The organism is Exiguobacterium sp. s181, from assembly GCF_018617125.1.
Lineage (GTDB): Bacteria > Bacillota > Bacilli > Exiguobacteriales > Exiguobacteriaceae > Exiguobacterium > Exiguobacterium profundum.
In genome coordinates, this window is record NZ_JACSJM010000004.1 from 135,571 (window position 1) to 154,118 (window position 18,548).

At 46.6% G+C, this 18,548-nt stretch carries 14 protein-coding genes and 1 riboswitch; of the genes, 5 read left to right on the forward strand and 9 right to left on the reverse strand.

Annotation, left to right across the window (positions count from 1 at the left end; translation table 11 throughout):
• The first annotated feature begins 51 nt into the window (after positions 1-51).
• Positions 52-2,667 (forward strand): putative bifunctional diguanylate cyclase/phosphodiesterase, encoded by a 2,616-nt coding sequence (locus tag KNO70_RS13675; RefSeq protein WP_275060054.1) that lies wholly within the window; start codon positions 52-54, stop codon positions 2,665-2,667.
• 27 nt (positions 2,668-2,694) lie between these two features.
• Here the strand turns inward: KNO70_RS13675 and KNO70_RS13680 are convergent, their stop codons facing one another.
• Positions 2,695-4,764 carry an alpha-amylase family protein gene (locus KNO70_RS13680; protein WP_214812730.1) on the reverse strand — a complete coding sequence of 690 codons (2,070 nt, stop codon included), beginning with the start codon at positions 4,762-4,764 and terminating at the stop codon, positions 2,695-2,697.
• Between the two features lie 157 nt (positions 4,765-4,921).
• On the opposite strand from KNO70_RS13680, the gene KNO70_RS13685 reads away from it, so the two are divergent.
• Entirely contained in the window at positions 4,922-5,545 is a 624-nt protein-coding gene (locus KNO70_RS13685; protein ID WP_078146294.1) for a hypothetical protein, read from the forward strand.
• Between the two features lie 39 nt (positions 5,546-5,584).
• Here KNO70_RS13685 and KNO70_RS13690 read toward each other — a convergent pair whose 3' ends face one another.
• Positions 5,585-7,627, reverse strand: a complete 2,043-nt coding sequence (locus tag KNO70_RS13690; RefSeq protein ID WP_214812731.1) for a heavy metal translocating P-type ATPase — start codon at positions 7,625-7,627, stop codon at positions 5,585-5,587.
• Positions 7,628-7,737: 110 nt separating this feature from the next.
• The gene (locus KNO70_RS13695; protein WP_015880762.1) at positions 7,738-8,100 is read right to left on the reverse strand and encodes an ArsR/SmtB family transcription factor; all 363 of its coding nucleotides are present in this window, start codon (positions 8,098-8,100) and stop codon (positions 7,738-7,740) included.
• 150 nt (positions 8,101-8,250) lie between these two features.
• Between KNO70_RS13695 and yhfH the strand changes: the two genes are divergently transcribed.
• A complete protein-coding gene (yhfH, locus tag KNO70_RS13700) occupies positions 8,251-8,409 on the forward strand; it encodes a protein YhfH (RefSeq protein WP_015880761.1) in 159 nt (52 codons plus the stop codon).
• A 34-nt stretch (positions 8,410-8,443) separates the two neighbouring features.
• Here the strand turns inward: yhfH and KNO70_RS13705 are convergent, their stop codons facing one another.
• The 3 genes from KNO70_RS13705 to KNO70_RS13715 form a co-directional block, all read right to left on the reverse strand.
• Positions 8,444-8,785, reverse strand: coding sequence for a fluoride efflux transporter FluC (locus KNO70_RS13705; RefSeq protein ID WP_251030126.1), 342 nt, complete (start codon positions 8,783-8,785; stop codon positions 8,444-8,446).
• 1 nt (position 8,786) lies between these two features.
• Positions 8,787-9,173, reverse strand: a complete 387-nt coding sequence (gene crcB, locus KNO70_RS13710; RefSeq protein WP_214812732.1) for a fluoride efflux transporter CrcB — start codon at positions 9,171-9,173, stop codon at positions 8,787-8,789.
• Between the two features lie 79 nt (positions 9,174-9,252).
• On the reverse strand, positions 9,253-10,455 hold the full coding sequence (locus KNO70_RS13715; protein ID WP_214731683.1) for an ornithine--oxo-acid transaminase: 1,203 nt from the start codon (positions 10,453-10,455) through the stop codon (positions 9,253-9,255).
• Positions 10,456-10,610: 155 nt separating this feature from the next.
• Here KNO70_RS13715 and KNO70_RS13720 point away from each other — a divergent pair, with 155 nt between their 5' ends.
• The gene (locus tag KNO70_RS13720) at positions 10,611-12,665 is read left to right on the forward strand and encodes a sensor domain-containing protein (RefSeq protein ID WP_214689104.1); all 2,055 of its coding nucleotides are present in this window, start codon (positions 10,611-10,613) and stop codon (positions 12,663-12,665) included.
• 17 nt (positions 12,666-12,682) lie between these two features.
• On the opposite strand, the gene KNO70_RS13725 is transcribed toward KNO70_RS13720, so the two are convergent.
• Positions 12,683-14,086 (reverse strand): basic amino acid/polyamine antiporter, encoded by a 1,404-nt coding sequence (locus KNO70_RS13725; protein WP_214812733.1) that lies wholly within the window; start codon positions 14,084-14,086, stop codon positions 12,683-12,685.
• 223 nt (positions 14,087-14,309) lie between these two features.
• On the opposite strand from KNO70_RS13725, the gene KNO70_RS13730 reads away from it, so the two are divergent.
• The gene (locus KNO70_RS13730; protein ID WP_159563514.1) at positions 14,310-15,935 is read left to right on the forward strand and encodes a peptide ABC transporter substrate-binding protein; all 1,626 of its coding nucleotides are present in this window, start codon (positions 14,310-14,312) and stop codon (positions 15,933-15,935) included.
• A 345-nt stretch (positions 15,936-16,280) separates the two neighbouring features.
• On the opposite strand, the gene KNO70_RS13735 is transcribed toward KNO70_RS13730, so the two are convergent.
• A complete protein-coding gene (locus KNO70_RS13735) occupies positions 16,281-17,873 on the reverse strand; it encodes a Na+/H+ antiporter NhaC family protein (RefSeq protein ID WP_214689100.1) in 1,593 nt (530 codons plus the stop codon).
• 112 nt (positions 17,874-17,985) lie between these two features.
• Positions 17,986-18,160, reverse strand: a riboswitch (Lysine riboswitch).
• 57 nt (positions 18,161-18,217) lie between these two features.
• Positions 18,218-18,502 carry a hypothetical protein gene (locus KNO70_RS13740; RefSeq protein WP_015880753.1) on the reverse strand — a complete coding sequence of 95 codons (285 nt, stop codon included), beginning with the start codon at positions 18,500-18,502 and terminating at the stop codon, positions 18,218-18,220.
• Positions 18,503-18,548 lie beyond the last annotated feature (46 nt).

Consider the following 18,548-nt stretch of genomic DNA (forward strand, 5'->3'; position numbering starts at 1 on the left):
TGTTCACCTGTTCCGATAATAAATAAGAGCCCCATACATATACAGAAGGAGGTGCATGAGTTGTCTGCTTACTCGTTGCGCCAATACGTTCCGGCGATTCTCATCGGAACTTTTTCTACCGGACTTTTATTTTTATTTTTAACCCCGCACGACTTACGACAGATCACGTTGTTCATCTATTATCTCGTCATATCCGGGGCCGCGATTGGTTTTAGCGGAGTGGCAATTTTTAAACATAGAGGGATGCGGCGTTTTATCCATGTTTTGATTAGTGCAGGAAATGTATGTTTCACGCTGTACTTACTGATGCACAACCTTTCAACCAACGACAATACGCAGTCCTTGTTGTTCCTTCAAAATTTCTTTTATTTAATCATGGCTTTAATCGTCATCACGCAATCGATTGAGTTTCGTACTTTGAAACTGCGCACATTCGATTTATTCGCCCTGTTTAGTTTCCTTTTGATTGGCGGACTTCATATTTGGTTCTTTTCAACGCAAGACGTCTCGCTCGTGTCACAGTTGAGCGGATTTGAAGAGCAGATGTTACTCATCAGCCTCTATATGATGCTCGCATTCCTGTACTTAAATCGAGTCGTCTCAGCTGGTCAACAGTTCCGCATTTTATTGCTCGTCGGAATTCTTGGATTCACGATTGCATCGACTGCTGACACGTTGTTTGTCTTTTCGGAAATCACACATGAAGTGATTCACCTCTTACAAATCAGTAGTATCTTGACCATCTCGATTAGCTACTGGGTCGATGATGTATCGGAAGATGTACTTGCCTACGATTCCATTGTCGATTATGTGCTGTATAGTGTGGTCGTCATGATGTTTTTACTCGCTTCCGATCGTCTTCTCGGAACATCCGTGATGGACTCTATGATTGCAAATGCCGTCCTCTTGTTGCTCATTCGTCAGTTTGTCGTCTCCAAACAGAACGCACTCATCAGTCATCGTCTGCATTCCGTCAACACAGATTTGGAAGTTGCCGTGTCGACCAAGGCACATGAATTAGAAATCCGTGAACAGCAATATCGTTCGCTTTTCGCCTACCATTCAGAACCGATTTTCTTATTCGACCTGCATGGCGAAGTGCTATCTGTCAACGAGGCCGGCAGCTCTATCTTAGGACTGACAACCGAAACACTACTCGGCTCGAACATCTTAGACATCATTGAATCGAAAGACCGTGCACCTTATACCATCATTCTTCAAGAGTTGACGAACGGTCGTCCCCGAACAATCGATGTGCGTGTGATGACCGACGAAGGGGAAACACGCGTCTGGCAATTGGTCAACGTCCCAATGATCATCGAGGGAGAAGTCGAGGGCATCTACGCTATCGCTAAAGACATCACCCAGATGATCGAGCAACAAGAACAAATTCTGTATCAAGCTAAATTCGATAGTTTGACCGGTCTTCATAACCGCTACGCACTTCAAGAGCAAATCGAACGCTTGATCGAGGAAGGGCGTACGTTCACATTGATGTTTTCCGATTTGGACGGATTTAAAGAAATCAATGATCAATTCGGTCATCATATGGGTGACGAGTTATTACAACATATCGGAAAACGGCTGCGGACTGCACTCTTGCCGAACGAATATGCCGGGCGACTCGGGGGCGATGAGTTTATCGTCGTTGCGGAACATGGAGACGATGAGATGTTGACAGAAAGATTGCGGCGGCTTGTCTATCGTCCCCCGTATTATATGGCTGGGACGCTCGTCGAAGTTCATGCCTCGATTGGGATCGTCCGTTTCCCGGAGCATGGGAAAAAATTAAAGCACTTGCTGTCAAATGCCGATTTAGCGATGTATCGTGCGAAAGACAAAGGCCGTGACGAAACCGTCATGTTTGAACCGGAGTTACGGGAGGACAAGGAAGAGCGGAAAGTGTTGATGGAGGGGCTCGAAACCGCACTTGAAAAAGGAGAGATTTCCCTTTTCCTTCAGCCTCAAGTCGATGCCTCGACGAAAGCGATCATCGGAGCAGAGGCGCTCATGCGCTGGCAACATAACGGTGCGTTCATTCCGCCAAGCCAGTTCATTCCGATCGCTGAAGAAACGGGACACATTCAGGATTTAGGTCGTTGGATGATTCATGAGACATTCCAATTGATTCATGTATTTGAACAAGGGGACATCCACTTACCAAAACTATCCGTTAACCTGTCCGTCCGTCAGTTGTTCGATGAACATTTGATTGATTATTTAAAAACACTATTCGAACGGTTCCCGATTGAGCCGTCACGCCTTAATTTTGAATTGACGGAAACCGTTGCCGCACATCACTCAGATCGTGTATTAAATCGCATTTTAGAATTAAAAGCACTCGGCATCAAGCTGTCCATCGATGATTTCGGAACAGGGTACAGTTCACTCGCATACCTTGTCCGCTATCCAATCGATGAACTGAAGATCCCTCGTGAGTTCACGATGCAACTCGAAGAGAATCGCGAATATCAAATGGTCACGACGACCATTGTCGCCATGGCCCGCCAACTCGGTATGGCGCTCGTTGCCGAAGGTGTCGAAACCGAGTACCAGGAGACGTTCCTTCGTAAAATCGGATGTGATTCCATGCAAGGATATCGCTATGCGAAACCGATGCCGCTCGATGAATTTGTCATTTACTACATGAAACACACAACGCCTTGAACCGGTTATTCGGTCCAAGGCGTTTTTTCATCTCATCTCGTACACTTTGACTTCTCCCGGTTTCAAATCGACCAAGAGATTCCAATTGTCATCAAACGAATGCTCCGCATACGGCCATGAGTCAGGTGAATAGACCATCTCCGCAAAACGACTCGCATTCCAATTTCGACGTCTCACCCCATCAAGCGTGACCACTCCTCGTAGCGCATCTACCATGTTCGTATTCGCTACGATGAGCAACGTATCATTCGTTTCTGGCCGTAACCAAGCGAATCCAATGAATGGGGCGAACGGTTCATTTAAAACGAGCGGTTCAAAGTGATTCGGATCAACGAGCACATCCAACCATCGACGTCGAATTTCAGCCACTTGATGCATCACTTCAATCATTTCATCCCGTTCTGGATGGTCCCAATGAAACTGATATGCATCAAAAAACGCAAGCTTGCCGAAATAAGGGTCCGTCGGGAAGAGTTGATACGCCTCTTCCGGTCGACAATCGAGTCCAGTGTTCATCGGTTGTGTCTCATACAATTCAAGCCCCGAGTTCGTCATCGGGACTCCATTTGGCATAAATCCGTTTAACACCGTCAACAAGCGACTTGCCTTTCGTCCACCTTCCCGTGTCGCGAGACGACGTGTATCGGCCGTTTCACCTGCCGCAAATACTGGTAGAGGTAAAAAGCGTGAATCATATAAGAATTGATGAGTTTCATGCGTGTTGAATCGCGGTTCTTTATAGAAGCCATATCCGATAATCATGTTATAGCCAGCATCCTTCGCCGCCCAGGCTCCAGACTCGATGAGTTCTTCAGCGATAAAGCTGAAATTCGAATCGATGGCACGCGGTTGTTCCAAAATTCGTTGTGCTAAATCAACCGGAAGGGCATGACCCATATCAATACGCGCCCCATCTATACCGTATTCCCGTTGATAGTGAGGAATGATGTCAGCGAGCATCTCCCAAAGGGGTTCATTGATCTCATTTCCTCGGAATTGATTGGATTTGATCGAGTCAAACAGAATATAAGGCGCAATGTTCGCATCGTTCACATAAGGTGCCGCTGCAAGCGGATGGTCTAAGAAAAGTCGGAAATAGGTTACGTCTGACCATGGTGGTTGCGGGTCATTGATACAATCCGAGAAAGCAGGTGCAGTCGTCAAGCCGAACTCTCGTTCAATCATCGCCAACACGTTTTCTTTTGGATGCTCGAGCAACGTATTACGAACCCGATCCCATTTTTCCCCATCAATCAAGTTCGGCGCCATGGAGAATCGTCGTAAGTGTTGCCATACGTCCTCTGAGTTATATACCATTGGCAAGAAAGCAAATTCCGGTTTGACGTTCTCCCCAATGCCCGGCACATATGGCGGATGATAGTAATCGACTTCCGTCAAGGGAATCCAGTAAAACCATTCCGGGTTTTCTAAGATGAGACGGTTATCTCGGGCACACGTTCGCGGGATGACATCGATGACGACACGAATCCCTACCATGTGACAGGCCTCCACGAATGCGGCAAATTCTTCTTCGACCGTCATCTCGTCACCAGTTAACGTTTCCTTCAACTCTTCATCGATTGCGAAAAAGTCTTGCACGGCATAAGGAGAACCGAATTCACCCTTCTTGTTTTTATGGCTGTGTTGCGAAATCGGCAAGAGGAATAATGTATCGATCCCCATATAGAGAAGATGTGGAATCAATGCAAGCGCTTTCACAAAAGTGCCTGTGTCTTTCATTCCCACTGAATTCTCACTTTCAACGTAACCCGACCCGTCATGGTCCCATGAGGTCGATGTACGAACTTGCATGGAGTAGACCGATGCCCGTTTGATCCAATCCCCCCCGGTTTGTAAATGTCCTTCTGCAAGCGCAATGGAAGTACGATAGTCGCGATTTTCATGTGCATACGGGAAAATCGTTTTTTCAATCGTTTCCAACAAAAAATCATATGGATTGACACGTTCCACCCCATCTCGAACCGGCTCGGAATGGAAACGCATGCGATTCCAAAGACTCGGAATCTCATAGGTAAGATTGGTTCGCTTGTTTCGTAAAACCTGGCACAGCTTGTGTAACGTCGAGTTCTCTGACATACTGACTCTCCTTATGCATCTAATTGTCTTCTCTCATCAAGAGACACTACTCTTAATGATTATACATTTCCCCGTTTTTTCCTTTTTCAAAAAAATATTTTCTGTCGTTTTTTACAAAATCATGTACGATGTAGATGTAGAAGAAAGGAGGGTCACGATGTCACAACGAAAGTGGATTTTATTATGGATCAGTTTATCAATCTTATCTATTTCGATTATTTTTATTTTTATTTTTCAATTGAAAGAAACAAATGAGCGTCTCGAAACCATTCAAGGCGAACAACTCGACTCCTATGAATCGATTGAAGACGTGATGTATTATAACGTCGAACGGGCAAATGCCATCCGTGGATTACTCGCATATGAAGACCGACACTTTTTAGAGATGTACTATAGCATGTCTCGACAAGCCAAAGACCTTAAACAATCCATCATCGATGACCCGGACACACCGAGCTCTGTCCTCGATTTACTCGAACGAGATGCCATTTGGGAAAAGGAAGCCGACCGCGTTCTCGTCATCTATGAAGAAGGCGACTTAGTGAAAGCGACGGCTGTCGCAGAAACGATGACAGAACTTCGGCAAACGATTTTAGAAGATTTACGGTCTCTCAAACAAATGCAATACAAAGACATTCATAAAGAGTTGATTGCGGCAGAGAATCAAGTATCTTTCTTGACACAAGTCCTTTTCACCATCACTTTTTTACTTCTTGCTATTATTGTCATCCTCACCTTTATGTTGTTGCGCATTAAAACGCATCACGACAGAATCGAATAAAAAAAGAAGTGTCTCAGGTACAAAACTGAGACACTTCTTTCATGATGTCATACGAAGTAACCGCGTCGCGTTCGCGATGGCAAGAAGCGCCACTCCCACGTCCGCAAATACCGCTTCCCACATCGTTGCGATGCCGAACAATCCTAAAAGCATGACAAGTGCTTTGATTCCAAAGGCAAGGAAAATATTTTGCCAGACGACGCGCTTCGTTCGTTTGCCTAGCTCAATGGCCCGAATGACATCCGTTGGCGCATCATGCATCAATACCACGTCCGCCGCCGTGACTGCTGTATCGCTTCCGACGCCACCCATGACGAGACCGACGTCTGCCCGGGCCAAAGCCGCCGCATCATTCATACCATCCCCGACAAAGGCAACTTTACGCGTTCCGAGCATCCGTTCGATTGCCTCCACTTTCTCGTGCGGAAGCAACTCCCCTCTTACTTCATCCAATCCGAGTTGCTTGCCAATTTTTGTAGCGACTTCTCGACGATCTCCAGATAGCATGACCGTCTTAATTCCTATACGTTTCAATTGTTCGATCGCAGCCAACGCATCCGGCTTTACCGTATCCATCAGTTCGATTCGTCCAAGCCAACGATCATTCTTCATCACGTGTACATTCGTCCCGATTGATGAATCTTCAATCACTTGACCTAACCGTTCCATGTATCGGGCACTCCCCACATACACCTCATCGTCACCATCTCGTGCACGGAGACCATATCCTGGCTCCTCTTGAATCGATTCAAACGCTTGAACCTCCCCAGCACGACGGACGATTGCTTGCGCAAGAGGATGATTGGATGCTCGTTCGACCCGAGCAGCTAAATGTAACAGTTCATTAACGGTGATACCGTCTGTCGTCACGACATCGGTCACTTCAAATCGTCCGGTCGTCAATGTCCCTGTTTTGTCGAAGACCACTGTATCCACTTCAGTCAACGTGTCAAGGAACTCGCCACCTTTTACAAGAATCCCTTGTTTCGATCCAGAACCGATCCCCCCGAAATAACCTAACGGGATTGAAATCACAAGTGCACACGGGCAACTGATGACGAGAAAAATCAAGGCCCGGTAAATCCATTCATTCAAGTCCCCTACAAACAAGGGTGGAACGAATGCGACAAGTGTCGCCATGACTACCACAATCGGTGTATAGACTTTTGCCAAGCGCGTGATCATTTGTTCCGTTTTTGCTTTCTTTCCATTCGCCTCTTCGACGAGAGCAATCATTTTTTGAAGGCTTGATTCAGCCGCGAGCTTTGTCGTTTCAACGATGAGACGCCCCTCGATATTGACCATACCTGCCAACACTTCCTCGCCCGCGCTAACTTGCCTTGGAACGGATTCACCAGTCAATGACGACGTATTTAAAGAGCTCGCCCCACTCACGACGAATCCGTCCATCGGGACTAGTTCTCCTGAACGAATGACGAGGTGTGACCCGACCGTTACTTCTTCCGGCAATCGTTCCATTTCCTGACCCGCCTCGAGTACACGCGCTCGGGTCGGTTTCATATTCAACAAGGACTGAATCGATTTTCGGGAGGCGCGTACCGCCCGTCCTTGCACGTATTCCCCAAGTTGATAAAACAGCATGACCGCCACCGCTTCCGGGTATTCCGAAATGGCGAATGCCCCGATTGTCGCGATGGTCATTAAAAATTTCTCGTCAAACCATTCCCGGTTCCATATGTTCCGGACCGCACCGTATACGACGTCGTAACCAGCAAGTGAATATGCCGCAATATATCCTAAAATCGAATCTGTCCAAATGGCAATTGAAAAAATAAAAGCGGCCATAAGGAATCTCCAAAGCGTCCAATCTCGTTCTTCGGTTTGATCGTCGTCTTGTTTTACAAACTTCGCTCCCGGTTCAATCCGTTCCATCGTCTGCTCAATCGACTGAAGCGTCTTGTCACGGTTTGACGGGTCCACCCACTCAATCACCATACGACTCGTCGCAAAATCAATTTGACAAGATGCGACTTCTTCACGTTTCGATACATCTCGCTCAATCTTAGCTGCACAATTCGTACAGGTAATACCGGACACAGGTAATACGTCTCGATTTCTCATGATATCCCCCTAACATTCAAACGTTCATTTGAATATATCGTAACGTGAATTTTAATCGAAGACAAGTACCAAAAAAATGACCGTCCCTATTCGAGGGACGGTCATTGGACTTAAACGTCTTTTTGTTCTTCACTATGCGTCAATGCAATTTCAACGAGCTGTCTTACGTGTTCATCATCCAATGAATAATAAACGACTTTCCCTTCTTTACGATACTTTACCAACCCTTGTTCGAGTAACGTCCGTAAATGGTGAGATGCGGTCGCGTTAGAGTGGCCGATAACGGCGGCCACATCGCATACACATAGTTCGTGTTCGAGCGTCAACACATACAGCACTTTTAGACGGGTCGGATCAGCGAATGCTTTAAACAAACGACTGACTCGAGGCGCATCTAATTGCGCCAAGGCGGTTTGTAGCGTTGGAACGTCCTCAGATTGAATCCCAATCGTTTCACACTGTGGCACTTTCATTTTTTTCACCTCGTCTTTTGATGAGTATAGTGTAGCAAAAAATCCCGAATATATCTGTTATATATTATAGTTGACTTAATAGTATCTGTTATAATACAATCATGACAACAACCAATACTGTGACACATCTACGAAGGAGGCATTTTTCATATGAATGAATGGGCGAGCCGACTCGAATCATCTGTCGAGTTTTATCAAAAACTACCGGACAAAACGTGCCAGGAATGCGGGAAACATATGGATGAACAGTGCGAGTCATACGAAACGACTTGTGCTTCATGTACCGAGAAGCTTCAACTTGCAGAATAAAACAACGCCCCTTCCATCTCGAAGGGGCGTTGTTTTAGATGGACCATCCGATATAAGCTGCCAGTAATCCAAACAGATATGTCGCAAGGAGATAAAGTCCGAATCGAATCCAGTCTTTTGTCGCAAAGCGCATCAATTCAAGCTTCAAGGTCGAAAACGTCGTAAACGAGCCTAAAAACCCAATCCCTAAAAAGAGAAAGAGCGACGGATGGCTCGTGTGGGCATATAAATACCCAAGGCCAAACGAACCTGACACATTGACGCATAATGTTGCCCATGGAAAGGTGGAATTAGACCACCGTTTCATCAATTGACCGAGAGCAAAACGACACATCGCGCCAAAAAAGGCACCTGTCGCAATCCACATGATCGTCATCCTAATTCACCCCACCTTTTCTTCTCGCGCCGACACGATAACCAAGCCATGAGCTCCCGAGTCCAAGCGTGATACTCAGAAAGACGTATAGAAGCGCCAGCCCTATCCGACTTTCGTCTAATAATCGAATCGTTTCAACACTAAACGTAGAGAATGTAGTGAAGGAACCGATCATTCCGGTCCCTACAATGGTGACGAATTGAGGAGAAGGTTTGCCTGTTCGAAGAAACATGTGTGTCAACCACCCCAACAAAAAACTACCGATGAGATTAGTCAGAAGAGTTGCGACGGGAAACACACTTGATCCCAGTGAATCGACCATCAAGCCGAGTCCATAGCGAGCCAAAGCACCGACCGCCCCTGCTAGTCCAACGTATACGTACAGCATTGAATTCCTCCTCCACGAAAAAGACACCTGCAACGCAGGTGTCGATTGAGCTAAAACGATTATATCAAGCTGTCTTCATTTACGAAATAGCTGCTGGCGCCAAAACGGCTTCAATCGCTTCGAACGCTTGGTCGAGTTCTTCTTTCGTGATCACGAGCGGTGGTGCCAATCGAATCACGGTCTCATGTGTTTCTTTACAGAGAAGTCCTCGCTCTTTTAGCGCCTCACAGTAAGGACGAGCCGACTCCGTCAACTCAATGCCGATAAAGAGTCCGCGACCGCGAACATCACGAATCATCGGATTGTCGATCGACTTCAAGCGATCCATGAAGTACGTCCCGAGTTCTAGCGAACGCTCCGGTAGGTTTTCTTCTTCAAGCACTTCAAGAGCTGCGACCGAAACAGCTGAAGCAAGCGGGTTTCCGCCAAACGTCGACCCGTGCGAGCCTGGGTTGAAGACCGAAAGAATCTCCTGGTCAGCTGCAACGCATGAGATTGGGAAGACCCCACCTCCAAGTGCTTTTCCGAGAATATACATATCCGGTGTGACATCTTCCCACTCGATGGCAAACCACTTTCCAGAACGACCAAGTCCAGACTGGATCTCATCTGCGACGAAAAGGACATTATGTTCTTTACAGAGCTCAGATGCCCGCTTCAAATAACCTGCCGGCGGAATGATGATCCCCGCTTCACCTTGAATCGGTTCAACGATGAACGCCGCTGTGTTCTCTGTGATCGCCGCTTCGAATGCATCGATATCACCATATGGCACAACTTTGAACCCTGGCAATAGCGGTCCGAATCCACGCTGATATTCTGCTTCTGTCGACATCGACACAGCAGCCATCGTCCGTCCATGGAAGTTTCCTGAGCAGACGATGATTTCAGCTTGTCCCGGAATACCCTTCACGTCATATGCCCAACGACGTGCTGTCTTCACGGCCGTCTCGACCGCTTCTGCACCCGTGTTCATCGGTAACACCATCTGTTTCTTTGTAAGCGTTACCACTTTGTCGTAAAAACGTCCGAGTTGATCGTTATAAAAGGCACGCGACGTCAACGTGATCTTATCCGCTTGATCTTTAAGCGCTTGGATGATCTTTGGATGACAGTGTCCCTGATTGACAGCAGAGTATGCACTTAACATATCCATGTAGCGATTCCCCTCAGGATCGGTTACCCAAATCCCTTTCGCCTCCGAAATGACAATCGGTAGTGGATGATAGTTATGTGCCCCGAACTTCTCTGTCAACTCAATCACTTCATGTGTTTTTGACATATTGTTTCCCCCTTATTCAAAACTATCTTACTCTTTCAGTATATGACGTCCCTCTTTCTTTTGACAATGACGAACTTAAGCATTCCTTGAATTGGCAAAATCAGGTACACTGACATTAGAATATGCATTTAGCATGACAGATTGGAGGAAATGATGTGGCTTCATTGCGTGATTTACCAGTAGATGAATTCATCGATGCTTTATCTGTTCCGTGTTGTTACATTTCTCAAGATGGTACGGTCCTATTATGGAATACGCATGCCGAAGTTTTATTCGGCTGGGAACGTGACGAAGTCCTCCATCAACCGCTGCCGGTCGTCCGGCAATTAGATCATGCTCTCGAAACATGGTCTCCGCTCCTCCTTCAATATCCATTCTCGACAACGGCGATGACGCCGTTTCAACATAAAGATGGCTCCGTCATCTATGCGACTGCCTACCTGCAATCTTTTTCGCTCGAAGGAATCTATGGTTATTTTTTAGCGTTTCTCCCAAAAGGATTTGGACCGCTCATCAGTACAGAACAGTTCAATCTACTTCATCATTTTCAAGAGATGATCAAACAGTCCACACATTACTTGGCGACAAATGCGAAAGGCGAGATTGTAGACATCAATCCTTCCTTATGCCGTCTACTCGATGCGACGGAGCAACAGCTAATCGGACGCGAATGGTTCGAACTCATTCATGATTCAAGTGAACAAGACGGGATTTCGCGTAACGTTTTAAAATCACTGGCGACCAATCGGATTTGGAACGGTGAGATGCCGATCTCCTGTAAGCAACATGAGTCAGAGCCGTGTTGGCTTAACTTGACCGTCGTACCGATTGTTAGTGAGAAGAATGAAGTGATTCAATATACCGCATTCGGATTTGATGTGTCGGAAAAGAAGCGCCTTGAAAAAGAAGTCCAGTTCCTCGCTTATCAAAATGAGTTGACCGGACTTTATAATAAAAAAGGGTTTTTACGTCGCTACGACTCAATCCTTCGACAAATCGATGAGCGAGAAGGTCTCCTTCATATTGCCTTGTTTGATATCGACCGCTTCAAAATTATCAATGAGTCATTCGGGTCTCGCGTTGGGAACGAACTTCTCATCCAAATCAAAGAGCGCGCACTGCATCTCATTCCGGAGTCCGCTCTTTTATTCCATCCTACGGGCGGACTGTTCGGAGTCATGTTCTTCGAGGAATCGAAAGAAGAAGTGTTCCAAGTACTCCGACATCTGCAACACGAACTGCAACGTCCGTTCCGGATTTACCATCACTCCATCATGGTATCGATTTCGATCGGATGCGTATTTTATCCGTCTTCGACAAGTTCACTCGAGGAACTGTATACACGTGCTGAAAGTGCCCTCTTCAAAGGGAAACAGATCGGTGTCGGTACGATTCAATTTGTGACAAAAGATATGGATGCCGCTTTCTCGAGACAAATCCATATTGAGAAGGCGATGTACCGAGCCCTTGAAGAAAAGCATTTTTATCTTGAGTATCAACCAAAGTATGAACTCGCCACAGACCGGCTCATCGGTTTTGAGGCACTCCTTCGTTGGCATCACGACGAACTGGGACAAATTCCGCCTTCAGAGTTCATTCCGCTCGCGGAAGAGATGGCACTCATCGTTCCCATCAACAACTGGGTCATCTTAGAGGCAACGAAACAACTGAAAGCCTGGAAAACCGAGTTCGATCAACCGCTCTCGATGGCAATCAACATTTCGCCTAATCAATTCCGAAGCGACAGTTTTTTGAATACGTTACGAAACATCAAGCAACAACTCCAGCTCGACCCGGCAGACGTCATTTTGGAGATCACGGAAAGTCTTGTCATGCAACAAACTGATGAAATCATCGAACGCATGGAACAAATCAAGCGCTTGAACTATCGACTGTCGATTGACGATTTCGGAACAGGCTTCTCGTCCTTGCAGTATTTGAAGTCCTTCCCGGTCGATGAACTCAAAATCGATAAAGTCTTTCTCGATGATTGGATGGCGTCCAAATCTCATCTCCTCGATGTCATCGTCCATCTTGGGAAGAGTTTAAATCTCCACGTCGTCGCAGAGGGAGTCGAAGATGAAGAGATGTTGGCACACTTAAAGTCGACAGATTGCGATTCTTTCCAGGGCTATTTATATGCGAGACCTGCTTCACCAAGTGTAATCGAACAATTACTCCGATCATCAAAAAACTCACCGAACGCTTGAGGCGCCGGTGAGTTTTCTTATAGGGCGATTGTGGCTGTCCAAAGCCCATAAATGCCATAGGTCGCACATAATAGAATAATCAAGGCAATCAACGACTGGGTACGGGTCAAAAATGGTCGTCCTTGTTCCCGTTCTGCCAAAAGAAAGACGAAGATGCCGGGTGCGTATAGAATCATCGCAATCAAGACATACTCGACTCCCGAAGCATAGAGTAACCAGGCGGCGTATAGCGAGGCAATCCCGGAAACGACCATCAACCGTAGCGACGTCGTCCGCTTCGCCTCCATCCATCCATAGAGTGCCGAGAATAGATAAGGAACGAGTGCTGCGATTCCAGCGATGCTTGAAAGCACGAGATACGTCTGTTCTGAAAACAAGGCGATGGCCGTAACGACTTGAGTGAACGCTTGGGTGATGAATAGCGCGTTTACCGGTGTCTCGTTCGCATTCAAACGGTGAAATACTTTCGGAAACACCCCATCTCGGCTCGCTACGTACGAAATCTCCGTCGCTAAAATCGTCCAGCCGAGCAATGCGCCTGTTAATGACACGAGCAGTCCGATGTTAATCAATGTTGCGCCGAACGGGCCGACGACCGCTTCTAACACATATGCCATCGACGGTTCAGGCAACGCAGCGAGTTGCTCCTGTGTCATGACACCAAACGAGAAGATGGAAATCATCATATATATCAATAAAGTTCCAATCAGACCAATGACCGTGGCACGACCGACATCTTTTTTATGACGTGCGCGCGACGACAACACGACCGCTCCCTCGATCCCGACAAACGCCCAAAGTGTGACGAGCATCGTTGACTTCACTTGTGGAAACACATCCGCCCAAACAAACCCTGTTTCTCCCCAAAAATCGACTTGGAACGTATCGATTCGAAAGGCGAATACGATCAACACGATAAACAAGATAATCGGAACGAGTTTCGCAATCGTTGTTACGATATTGAGAAGTGCCGCTTCACGCATCCCGCGTGAAATGAGCCAAAATAAACCCCAAATCAGAACGACACTCACGAACAAGCGAAACAGTCGGTGTTCTGCTGAGAAAACAGGGAAAAAATAAGCCAATGTACTGAAAATCAACGTGATGTTGGCTACCGTCCCAATCCAAGCCGACATCCAGTATCCCCAGCCGCTGTTGAATCCAACAAACTTCCCGAAGCCTTCACGGGCATAAGCATAAATTCCACCTTCTAGCTCTGGCCGCGTGTTGGCTAAAAACTGAAAGACAAAGGCGAGCATAATCATGCCGACCCCCGTAATTCCCCATCCAATTAAAACTGGTCCGACCCCTGACCCTTGTGCCATGGCACCAGGCAAGTTAAACGCACCTCCACCAATCATAGTCCCAACGACCATTGCCGCTAGACCGAAAAAGCCGATTCCGGCTGAATGTTGTTTCAAGTTAACGCCTCCACTACTACTCTGTCTATACGAATAACTATACAAAAATATTGTATAATCATTCGTAGATTTTTCTATTCTACTTCCTGCAAGGATTGCTGAATAGTCATTCTGAATAAGTTTATATTTTCGGATAATTTGAAAAATTCCATTGCATATTCATGTCAGATGTAGTTTAATTACAACATATTCTAAATTATCAGAATTTTCGGGAGGTTGTATGATGCGTAACAAAAAATGGTTAGCGTTATCGGGGGTCGCATTATTGGCGACGGCAGCTTGTAGCACAGGGGATGACTCATCGAGTTCAGAAGGTTCATCTTCAAGCGATGCAAAAAAAGAAATCACAATGGTATCGGCGACGGACTTGCCGCAGCTCGATCCGACACTTACAACAGACTCGACATCGATCATCGTGACAAACAACGTGTTCGAAGGATTGTATCGTCTAGACGAGAACAACCAACCGACACCGGGGATTGCCGAAGATGTCGAAGTATCTGAGGATGGCCTTACATACACGTTCAAGTTACGTGACGCAAACTGGTCAGACGGTTCTCCAATTACAGCTGAAGACTTCGTTTACTCTTGGAAACGTGCTCTCAATCCTGAAACAGGTGCGGAGTATGCCTACATTCTTCAAGACTTGAAAAACGCCAACAAAATTCTTGCAGGTGAAATGTCGCTCGATGACCTCGGCGCAAAAGCGATTGACGAGAAAACGCTTGAAGTACAATTGGAAGCACCAGCTCCTTATTTCTTAGGATTGACTGGTTTCCCGACGTATATGCCGCAAAAACAAGAGTACGTCGAAGAGCAAGGCGAAGAATTCGCAACATCTGTCGACAAGACACTCTATAACGGTCCTTACGTCTTGAGCGAGTGGCAAGACAATGCAGGATGGGTTTACAAGAAGAACCCTGAATATTGGGATGCTGAAAACGTCAAGATGGACACGATCAACGTCAAAGTCGTAAAAGACGTGTCGACTGGGGTCAACTTGTTCGAGTCGGGTGAAGCGGACTACACGCTCCTCTCTTCTGAATTCGTTCCGCAATTCGAAGATAGCGACGAGTTCAAAACGCGTGCCGACGCTCGAATCAACTTCCTTCGTTTCAACCAAAAGAACGAAGCGCTCCAAAACGTCAACATCCGTGAAGCACTTGCGAAAGGATTCGACAAACAGAGTGTGACAGATGTCATCTTAACAGATGGATCGCAACCGGCGAACTATATCGTAGCGAAAGACTTCACGTTCACAGAAGACGGAGCTGACTTCCGTGAGAAGTATCCAGACCTCCTCAACTACAACGTAGATGAAGCAAAAGCCGCGTGGGAAAAAGGATTAGAAGAATTAGGTGTTGAAACAATCGAACTCGAGTTCCTCTCACGTGACGAAGAAGCGTTCAAGAAAGTGAACGAGTTCATCAAAGGCGAACTTGAGAAGAACTTGCCTGGTTTGACACTTAACATCAAACAGCAACCGTTCAAAAACTTCCTTGATCTTGAAGGGAAAGGCGAATATGACGTTTCTGCAGCTGGTTGGGGCCCTGACTATCAGGATCCGATGACATACCTCGACATGTGGGTCACAGACGGACCGTTTAACCGTATGGAGTACTCGAATGACGAATATGATCAGTTGATTCAATCTGCGAAGAAAGAAGCCGATCAGATGAAACGTTGGGAAGCAATGCAAGAAGCAGAACGCATCCTTCTCGAAGAAGACTTTGCCATCGCTCCGATTTATCAAAAAGGTGAGGCATACTTAGAGCGTTCAAACATCGAGAACATGTACCGTCACCCGTTCGGTGCCGATGCAAGTTTCAAGTGGCTTGACGTGAAATAATGATTGTAACCTCCTTGATTCCTACATGGACCAGGGAGGTTTTTCTGTCGTGAAAGTCTCTCTATAAAGAGTTTGACACTGCGGTTCACCTTATTAGCTGTTACGATCTGCATCATGAATGTATCTGGATTGGATGACAAGCACATCTACTTCGCCTCCATTTTGATTGCGAGACACCTTGGTTTTCTTTGTACGTCATTCATCTTCATTACCACAGCCTATCACTGTACATCATAGTTCCCTTTTGGTTCATTCTCGGTAAACTACTCGACCGTCTCACTTATGCAGTGACAACCGCACATAAAAAATGACTTCCATCGATTTGATGGAAGTCATTTTCATATATCACGCCTCACGCTTTGCGCGAAGTTCTGCAGGTACTTTCCCACGTTTTGAAATCACTTCTGCGATTCCAACCAATACGATGAACGAAATCAATGCAGCGAAGAATCCGATCCAAATCGACGCTGTAATCCCGAGCACCAAGTAACCAATCGCCGAGATGACCGCTGCAAGAATAGCGTACGGCAATTGTGTCACCACGTGGTCGATATGGTGTGAGCCCGCTCCTGTTGAGCTGAGAATCGTTGTATCGGAAATTGGTGAACAGTGGTCACCGAACACCGCTCCGGCCAATACAGCCGCAAGTGACGCGAGAAGGAGTTCTGGTTCAACGGCCATGATCAAGTCGGCACCGATTGGAAGCATCAAACCAAATGTTCCCCAGCTCGTTCCTGTCGAGAATGCCATGATTCCGGCAATCAAGAAGAGAAGGAGTGGCAAGTAAGATGCAGCGATTGTATCTGTCACGAAGCTCGCCAAGTATTCACCAGTCTTCATGTCGCTGATGACCGCAATGATTGTCCAAGCAAACAAGAGAATCAAGACAGCCGGCCACATGGCACGAACGCCTTCCCATGCCGCTTTTCCATAGTCACGTGTTGGGATTTTACGACCAATGAGAAGCAAGAATGCGACAATCAAACTGATGACAACACCCGCAACGAGTGAGCGTGTCACGTCTGTCGATTCGAAGGCTCCAATCAACGAGAAGTCTTGACCGTCAGCCGCGAGCGCTTGACCACCCGTGTAAAGCATCGCTGACACTGTCGCGATGATAAGCGTGATAATTGGTACGATCAAATCACGTACTTTTCCACCTTCGTGCTCGTGTAAATCTTCGCTCATTCCCATCGGCTTTCCTTTTGCCGAATCATACAACTCCCCTTGGAGGGCACGAAGTTCGTGCGTGCGCATCGGTCCGATGGCAAGTCCAGTGAATGCCACATATGCTGTCAAGAGTAGTGCGAAGACGGCATAGAAGTTCATTGGGATGATTTGAATGAATGCAGAGAATGACGAATAGCTGTCAATCGAGTATTTTGCCAAAATACCTGCGATGATGGCGATGATATATGCACCCCAACTTGAAAGCGGACTGATGACACAGACAGGTGCTGCCGTTGAGTCAATCATGTAAGCCAGTTTTGCACGTGAGATGTTTTTACGGTCTGTGAGTGGACGACTGATGTTTCCGACCGCCAAGCTATTGAAGTAGTCATCGATAAAAATCAAAATACCAAGTCCGAATGAGACGAGACGTGCACCGCGTGCTGTCTTGACGTTCGCCGCAGCCCATTCACCAAATGCGCGTGCGCCACCTGACGTTTGAATGATTGACGATAAAATCCCGAGAAGGAGCAAGAACGCAATCAACAAGACGTTCCATTCATTGATGGCTCCATCCGCCCAGAATAAGGCGATGACGTTCGACCACAAATATTGAATCGAATCAATTGGATTGAAGCTATGCAAGAGAAGGACTCCTGCGATGATCCCGACACCGAGTGATGGGATGACCTTTCGTGTTGTGATTGCCATAATAATTGCAAGTAATGCCGGTACGAGTGAGAGTACCGATGTTGAATAATCTACCATGCTGAATTCCTCCTTTTTTATTAGGATGAGGCCCCCCTATGCTTAAAAAAACGCAAAGCGAGGGCATCGGCAACAAAGCCGACACCCTCGCTGGATGTTCCGTCTTTCTTAGCCGACTTGGAGCGCTCCATACGTAAATATGTATGGCAGTCCGACGGGTATTTCCCGTCAGCCCAGCACAACCCCACGGACATGGTGTTGCACTTCGGCGATCCTGCCTTTTTGTAGTCCTCATCGTTGTCATCCTCCGACTACTTACTCATCAGCATCGCACCTCTACCTCATCGATAGCACGAATATTCATTTAAAGTTACGTCTAAATTATCACAGGTTGGTGTCACATATCAATAGTTTTTTTCATCACGAATGATTCGCTTCAAGACAGCGAGTGCTTCTTGGTCATTCGTTTCCACCGCTTTAAAGAAATCGTTGAAGAAGTGATACAACACGAATCGGTCAGCGTGAGACTTCGTCTGTTCTTTAATCGTAGAGAAAATAAGTCGTCGTAAACGACGTTTTGTCTGTGTTTCTTCTGGTAGTTCTTCGCATCGGTCCTTGAAAGCACGATATACAGAATTGATCAATTCCTCATGTTCATCATACGACCGATTGTAAGCAACTTGTTCCATCTGTAATATCCCCCCTTTCAATGTTGACCCGATGAAACTTGACGTA

What these genes read in the sequence shown, in the direction of transcription:
- KNO70_RS13680 (WP_214812730.1), bottom strand. Translation starts at nt 4,764, where the DNA reads ATGTCAGAGAACTCGACGTTACACAAGCTGTGCCAGGTTTTACGAAAC.
- KNO70_RS13685 (WP_078146294.1), top strand. Translation starts at nt 4,922, where the DNA reads ATGTCACAACGAAAGTGGATTTTATTATGGATCAGTTTATCAATCTTA.
- KNO70_RS13690 (WP_214812731.1), bottom strand. Translation starts at nt 7,627, where the DNA reads ATGAGAAATCGAGACGTATTACCTGTGTCCGGTATTACCTGTACGAAT.
- KNO70_RS13695 (WP_015880762.1), bottom strand. Translation starts at nt 8,100, where the DNA reads ATGAAAGTGCCACAGTGTGAAACGATTGGGATTCAATCTGAGGACGTT.
- yhfH (WP_015880761.1), top strand. Translation starts at nt 8,251, where the DNA reads ATGAATGAATGGGCGAGCCGACTCGAATCATCTGTCGAGTTTTATCAA.
- KNO70_RS13705 (WP_251030126.1), bottom strand. Translation starts at nt 8,785, where the DNA reads ATGACGATCATGTGGATTGCGACAGGTGCCTTTTTTGGCGCGATGTGT.
- crcB (WP_214812732.1), bottom strand. Translation starts at nt 9,173, where the DNA reads ATGCTGTACGTATACGTTGGACTAGCAGGGGCGGTCGGTGCTTTGGCT.
- KNO70_RS13715 (WP_214731683.1), bottom strand. Translation starts at nt 10,455, where the DNA reads ATGTCAAAAACACATGAAGTGATTGAGTTGACAGAGAAGTTCGGGGCA.
- KNO70_RS13730 (WP_159563514.1), top strand. Translation starts at nt 14,310, where the DNA reads ATGCGTAACAAAAAATGGTTAGCGTTATCGGGGGTCGCATTATTGGCG.
- KNO70_RS13735 (WP_214689100.1), bottom strand. Translation starts at nt 17,873, where the DNA reads ATGGTAGATTATTCAACATCGGTACTCTCACTCGTACCGGCATTACTT.
- KNO70_RS13740 (WP_015880753.1), bottom strand. Translation starts at nt 18,502, where the DNA reads ATGGAACAAGTTGCTTACAATCGGTCGTATGATGAACATGAGGAATTG.